Source organism: Micromonospora sp. PLK6-60 (assembly GCF_019890675.1).
In the GTDB taxonomy this organism is placed as follows: Bacteria; Actinomycetota; Actinomycetes; order Mycobacteriales; family Micromonosporaceae; genus Micromonospora.
Map to the genome: position 1 here is coordinate 104,024 of NZ_JAIOAA010000018.1, position 6,152 is coordinate 110,175.

General features: G+C 74.5%; 6 protein-coding genes. All 6 read left to right on the top strand.

Features of this window, described 5'->3' with window-relative positions; all coding sequences use genetic code 11:
- Positions 1–94 precede the first annotated feature (94 nt).
- The 6 genes from K7640_RS25615 (at position 95) to K7640_RS25640 (ending at position 6,107) form a co-directional block, all read left to right on the top strand.
- Positions 95–1,372: a deoxyguanosinetriphosphate triphosphohydrolase gene (locus K7640_RS25615; protein WP_374198124.1), complete on the top strand. Its 1,278-nt coding sequence runs from the start codon at positions 95–97 to the stop codon at positions 1,370–1,372.
- 15 nt (positions 1,373–1,387) lie between these two features.
- A complete protein-coding gene (locus K7640_RS25620; RefSeq protein ID WP_222957469.1) occupies positions 1,388–2,224 on the top strand; it encodes a siderophore-interacting protein in 837 nt (278 codons plus the stop codon).
- Positions 2,225–2,313: 89 nt separating this feature from the next.
- Complete coding sequence (locus K7640_RS25625; protein WP_222957470.1) at positions 2,314–3,951, top strand: BCCT family transporter; 1,638 nt, start codon at positions 2,314–2,316, stop codon at positions 3,949–3,951.
- Positions 3,952–4,022: 71 nt separating this feature from the next.
- Entirely contained in the window at positions 4,023–4,997 is a 975-nt protein-coding gene (locus K7640_RS25630) for an ABC transporter ATP-binding protein (protein WP_374198125.1), read from the top strand.
- The gene (locus K7640_RS25635) at positions 4,994–5,845 is read left to right on the top strand and encodes an ABC transporter permease (RefSeq protein ID WP_222957471.1); all 852 of its coding nucleotides are present in this window, start codon (positions 4,994–4,996) and stop codon (positions 5,843–5,845) included. The genes K7640_RS25630 and K7640_RS25635 overlap by 4 nt, the downstream gene beginning before the upstream one ends.
- A gap of 10 nt (positions 5,846–5,855) precedes the next feature.
- Positions 5,856–6,107 (top strand): helix-turn-helix transcriptional regulator, encoded by a 252-nt coding sequence (locus K7640_RS25640; protein ID WP_222957472.1) that lies wholly within the window; start codon positions 5,856–5,858, stop codon positions 6,105–6,107.
- Positions 6,108–6,152: the final 45 nt, after the last annotated feature.

Below are 6,152 nucleotides of genomic sequence, written 5' to 3' on the forward strand. Positions count from 1 at the left end.
TTGCGAGCCCCGCAGTCGCGAACTGAGGTGGCGGGGTGAGCGCGAGGAGTGAGCCGGTTTTGCGAGCCCCGCAGTCGCGAACTGAGGTGGCAGGGTGAGAAAAGGAGTGACGCCGGACGCCCGGCTGGTCGACGAGCCGCCGAAGGACGGTGGCTACGGCCGGTCGCCGTACGAGCGGGACCGGGCCCGGGTGCTGCACTCCGCCGCCTTCCGGCGGCTGGCGACCAAGACCCAGGTGCACGTCGCCGGGACCGACGACTTCCTGCGTACCCGGCTGACCCACTCGCTGGAGGTGGCGCAGGTCGCCCGGGAGATGGGGGCCCGGCTGGGCTGCGACCCGGACGTGGTGGACACCGCCGGGCTCGCCCACGACCTGGGTCACCCGCCGTTCGGTCACAACGGTGAGGACGCGCTGGACCGGCTGGCCGCGTCCTGCGGCGGCTTCGAGGGCAACGCGCAGACCCTGCGCGTGCTGACCCGGCTGGAGGCGAAGGTGATCGGCCCGGACGGGACGTCCGCCGGCCTGAACCTGACCCGCGCCTCGCTCGACGCGGTCACCAAGTACCCCTGGCCGCGCCGCCCCGGCGAGCGCAAGTTCGGCGTGTACGCCGACGACCGCCCGGTCTTCGACTGGCTGCGGGCCGGCGCCCCGCCCGCCGCCGCGCCGGACGGCCGGCCCCGGCGCTGCCTGGAGGCCCAGGTGATGGACTGGGCCGACGACGTCGCATACTCGGTGCACGACGTCGAGGACGGCATCCACGGCGGGTACGTCACCCTGCACCCGCTGCTCGACGACACCGACGAGCGGCGCGCGCTCTGCGCGGACGTGGCCGCCATCTATTCCGGCGAGTCGTCGGACGACCTGGCCGAGGTGCTGGTCGAGTTGCTCGCCGAGCCGGTGCTGGCCCCGCTCGCCGGCTACGACGGGAGCCACCGGGCGCAGGCCGCGCTGAAGACGACCACCAGCGTGCTCACCGGCCGGTTCGTCTCCGCCGTGGTGGCCGCCACCCGGGCGCACTTCGGCCCCGGGCCGCACCGCCGCTACGGCGCCGACCTGCTGGTGCCCCGGCGGATCCGGGCCCAGTGCGCCCTGCTCAAGGGCATCGCCCTGCGCTACGTGATGCGCCGCCCCGGCGCCCGGGACCGGTACGCCCGCCAGCGGGAGATCCTCACCGAGCTGGTCGCCGCGCTGGCCAACCGGGCCCCGGACGCGCTGGACCCGGTCTTCGCCCCGCTGTGGCGGGCGGCCCCCGACGACGCGGCCCGGCTGCGGGTGGTGATCGACCAGGTGGCCTCGCTCACCGACCCGGCGGCGGTGGAGTGGCACCGGCGGCTGTGCGGCGGTGGGCAGGTCGGCGCGATCGGGACTTAGGCTAACCTAAGCAGCATGACGGAACGCCCCGCGAAGAAGGTCGTCACGGCCCGGGTCCTGCGCACCTCCCGGCCCACCCCCCACCTGGTCCGGCTGGTGCTCGGCGGTGCGCAGCTGGCCGGCCTGCCGCTGGGCGAGCACACCGACCACTACGTCAAGCTGGTCTTCGCGCCGCCGGGGGTGACCTACCCGGAGCCGCTCGACCTGGCCGAGGTGCGCCGGACGATGCCCCGCGAGCAGTGGCCGCGGCTGCGCGCGTACACCGTGCGGGCCTGGGACGCGGCGGCCGGCGAGCTGACCATCGACGTGGTGCACCACGGCGAGCAGGGGCTGGCCGGGCCGTGGGCCGCCGCCCTGCGCCCCGGCGACGAGGTGCGCTTCGTCGGCCCGGGCGGCGCGTACGCCCCCAGCCCGACCGCCGACTGGCACCTCATGGTCGGCGACGAGAGCGCGCTGCCGGCCATCGCCGCCGGCCTGGCCCGGCTGCCCGCCGGCGCCCCGGCCACCGTCTTCGTCGAGGTCGACGGCCCGGCCGACGAGCAGCCGCTGGCCAGTGCCGGCGCGGTGCGGCTGACCTGGCTGCACCGGGGCGACCGGCCGGTGGGCGAGGCGCTGGTCGCCGCGGTCCGGGCGCTGGAGTTCCCGCCCGGTGAGGTGCACGCCTTCGTGCACGGCGAGGCGACCTTCGTCAAGGAGCTGCGGCACCTGCTGCGGATCGAGCGCGGGGTGCCCCGGGCGGCGCTCTCCATCTCCGGCTACTGGCGGCGCGGGATGACCGACGAGGGCTGGCGGGCCAGCAAGGCCGAGTGGAACGCCCAGGTCGAGGCCGAGGAGTCCGCCGTCGTCGGGTGACCGCGCGCCGTCCGGCCGACGGCGTCCCCGGCCGGTGAAGAGCCGCCATATCGTACGTACCGGGCCGGCGCCGGCCGCACGATGTGACCATGGCGGAGCAGGCGACGCAGGAGACCGGGCGCACCGGTCGGCTCGACCCGGTGGTGCTGGCGTGCAGCGTCGGCGGGGTGCTGGCGGTGGTGGCCTGGGGGGTGTTCGGGAGCGACTCGCTCGGCCGGTTCGGCGAGGCCGGCCTGACCTGGGCGATCACCACGTTCGGCTGGTTCTTCGTGGTCGCGGCGGACGCCTTCCTGGTGCTCGCGGTGGTCATCGCGGCGTCCCGGTTCGGCCGGATCCGGCTCGGTGCCGACGACGACGAACCCGAGTTCAGCACGCTCGCCTGGATCGCCATGATGTTCAGCGCCGGGATGGGCATCGGTCTGGTCTTCTTCGCGGTCGCCGAGCCCATCCAGCACTACGCGTCCCCGCCACCGGCGGCCGGCATCGAACCGCAGACCGGGGCCGCCGCCGCCACGGCGATGCAGTACACCCTCTTCCACTGGACCCTGCACCCGTGGGGGATCTACGCGATCGCGGCGCTGGCGCTGGCGTACTCGACCTTCCGGCGCGGGCGGGGCAACCGGATCTCGGCCGCCTTCCACCCGCTGCTCGGCCGGCGGGCGGACGGGGCGGCCGGGCGCGCCATCGACCTGCTGGCCGTCTTCGCCACCGTGTTCGGCTCGGCGACCAGCCTGGGGCTCGGCGCCCTCCAGGTGGCCGCCGGGCTGGACCTGGTCGCCGGCCTCTCCGACACCCGCGCGCTGGAACTGGTGGTGATCGGCGCGCTCACCCTCGCCTTTGTCATCTCCGCCTTCTCCGGTCTGCACCGGGGGGTGAAGTGGCTGTCGACCACGAACGTGGTGATCGCCGTGGCGCTGATGCTCTTCGTCTTCGTGGTCGGCCCGACGATCTACACGCTGGAGGTGCTGCCGGCCTCGGTCGGCGACTACCTGAGCAACCTGCTGCGGATGTCGACCCGGACCGGGGCCTTCTCCGACCCGTCCTGGCTGGGCTCCTGGACGATCTTCTACTGGGCGTGGTGGATCTCCTGGGCGCCGTTCGTGGGCACCTTCATCGCCCGGATCTCCCGGGGCCGCACGGTGCGCCAGTTCCTCACCGGGGTGCTGCTGGTGCCCAGCGGGGCCAGCGCCGTCTGGTTCGCGGTGCTGGGCGGCACCGCGCTGCGTACCCAGGCCACCGGCACCCGGGACCTGGTGGCCGACGTCGGGGCCAGCTCCGAGCAGGCGCTGTTCGGCCTGCTGGACTCGCTCCCGCTGGCCGCCGTGACAAGCGTGCTGGCCATGGTGCTGGTGGCGCTCTACTTCGTCACCAGCGCCGACTCGGCCTCCCTGGTGCTCGGGTCGCTGACCTCCCGTGGCGCGCTGCGCCCGCACCGGGTGCTGGTGGTGCTCTGGGGCGTACTCATCGGCGCGGTCGCGGCGGCCCTGCTGGCCGCCGGCGGCCTCGCCGCACTCCAGCAGGCGACCATCCTGGTCGCGTTGCCGTTCGTGGTGGTGATGCTCGGCCTGGCTGTCGCGTTGTTCCGGGAGATGGCCCAGGACCCGGCGGTGCGGCCGGCCACCCGCCGGCAGCGGTCGGGCCTGGCCGCGGCCGTGCGGGCCGCCCGGTCGTACGAGGAGGAGGACCCGCCGCCGGTCACCCGCTGGCTGCGCCGCCCGCCGCGCTGACGCGGCCTTCCTCGGCATGTAGTAGAGGTGCTACATTTCGTGGCACTAATACGCCAGTCTGAGGGATGACCATGACAGCGGTTGAACTCGCGGGGGCGACCCGGGCTCCCGACCCACCCGACTCGGACGTCGTCCTCGACGTCCGCGACCTGCGGATGCGCTACGGCACCGTCGACGTGCTGCACGGCGTGGACCTCACCGCCCGGCGCGGCGAGGTGCTCGCCCTGCTCGGCCCGAACGGCGCCGGCAAGACCACCACCATCGAGATCCTGGAGGGCTTCCGGCTGCCCTCGGCCGGTGCGGTACAGGTGCTCGGCACCGACCCGGCCCGCGGCGACGAGCGGTGGCGGGCCCGGCTCGGCGTCGTGCTCCAGTCCTGGCGCGACCACGGCAAGTGGCGGGTGCGGGAGCTGCTGCGCCACCTCGGCGACTTCTACGCGCCGTACTCGACCGACCGGATCCCCCGGCCGTGGCCGGTCGACGACCTGCTGGCGACCGTGGGCCTGACCGCGCACGCCGACACCCGGGTGGCCCGGCTCTCCGGCGGGCAGCGCCGGCGGCTCGACGTGGCGGTCGGCATCGTGGGCCGCCCGGAGCTGCTCTTCCTGGACGAGCCGACGGTCGGCTTCGACCCGGCGGCCCGGCGCGAGTTCCACGAACTGGTGCACCGCCTCGCCGACCTGGACGAGACCACCATCCTGCTGACCACCCACGACCTGGCCGAGGCGGAGAAGCTGGCCGACCGCATCCTCATCCTGGCCGGCGGCCGGATCATCGCCGAGGGCTCGCCGGACCAACTGGCCCGCCGGGTCGCCGGGGACGCGGAGGTCCGGTGGACCCGCGACGGCGAGCGCTACGTGCACGCCACCGCCGACGCCACCGGCTTCCTGCGCGACCTGCTCCGCGAGCACGGCGACCGGGTGCGGGAGCTGGAGGTGCGCCGGGCCAGCCTGGAGGACGCGTACCTGGCGCTGGTGCACGAGGAGGAGACCGGGATCCGCACCGGCCGGGCCGAACGGGTGTGGCAGCAGGAGGGGAACCGATGAACCCGACCACCAACGCCCTCCGCGCCGGCCTGCGGCGCGGCCTGATCGAGCTGCGCGCCACCTTCACCAACGGCCAGGACCTGTGGAACTACTTCTTCCCCACGGCGGTGCTGCTGGTCGCCGTGTTCTGGATGCGTGGCTCCACCGTGCCCGGCACCGACTTCTCCCTCGGCGCCCGGACGCTGCCCAGCGCGCTCGGCATGGGCCTGCTCTTCGGCGGGCTGCTCGGGCTGGCCCAGCAACTCATCATCGACCGGGAGGACGGCACGCTGCTGCGCGCCAAGGCGGTCCCGAACGGGATGCTCGGCTATCTGGTCGGCAAGCTCGTGCTGATCTCGGCGATCTCGCTGATCGGCGTGGCCATCCAGCTCACCCCCGGGCTGTTCTTCCTGGACGGGCTGCGGCTCGGCGACCCCGGCGCCTGGCTCACCCTGGCCTGGGTGGTGCCGCTGGGCCTGGTGGCGACCCTGCCGCTGGGCGCGGTGATCGGCTCGGTGATCGAGAATCCCCGGAACATGGGCCTGGTGGTCCTGCCGATCTTCGGCCTCATCGCGCTCTCCGGCATCTTCTACCCGATCAACGGCCTGCCCGGCTGGGTGCAGGGCGTCGCCCAGGTCTTCCCGCTGTACTGGCTAGGCTTGGGCATGCGCTCGGCGCTGCTCCCGGCCGACCTGGCCACGGTGGAGCTCGGCGGCTCCTGGCGCCACCTGGAGACGCTCGGCGTGCTCGGTGCGTGGGCGGTGCTCGGGCTCGCGCTGGCCCCGGTGGTGCTGCGCCGGATGGCCCGCCGGGAGTCCGGCTCCCGGGTGGCGGCCCGGCGGGAGCGGGCCATGCAGCGGGTCGGATGAGAGGGCGTCGATGAGCGAGACGGTGCACAACCGCATCGCGGTGCTGCGCGCCGAGCGGGGCGTCTCCCGGCGCCAACTGGCCGACGCGCTGGGCGTGCACTACCAGACGGTGGGCTACCTGGAGCGCGGCGAGTTCCGGCCCAGCCTGCACCTGGCGTTGCGGATCGCCGCCTACTTCGAGGTGCCGGTGGAGGTGGTCTTCTCCATCGAGCCCTTCCCCCGCATCGGCGACCCGTCGACCGCCGCCGGCCGTACCGCCTGACGGCGACGCGGGGGCCCGGCCTGCGCCGGCGCCCCCGCGTCGTTC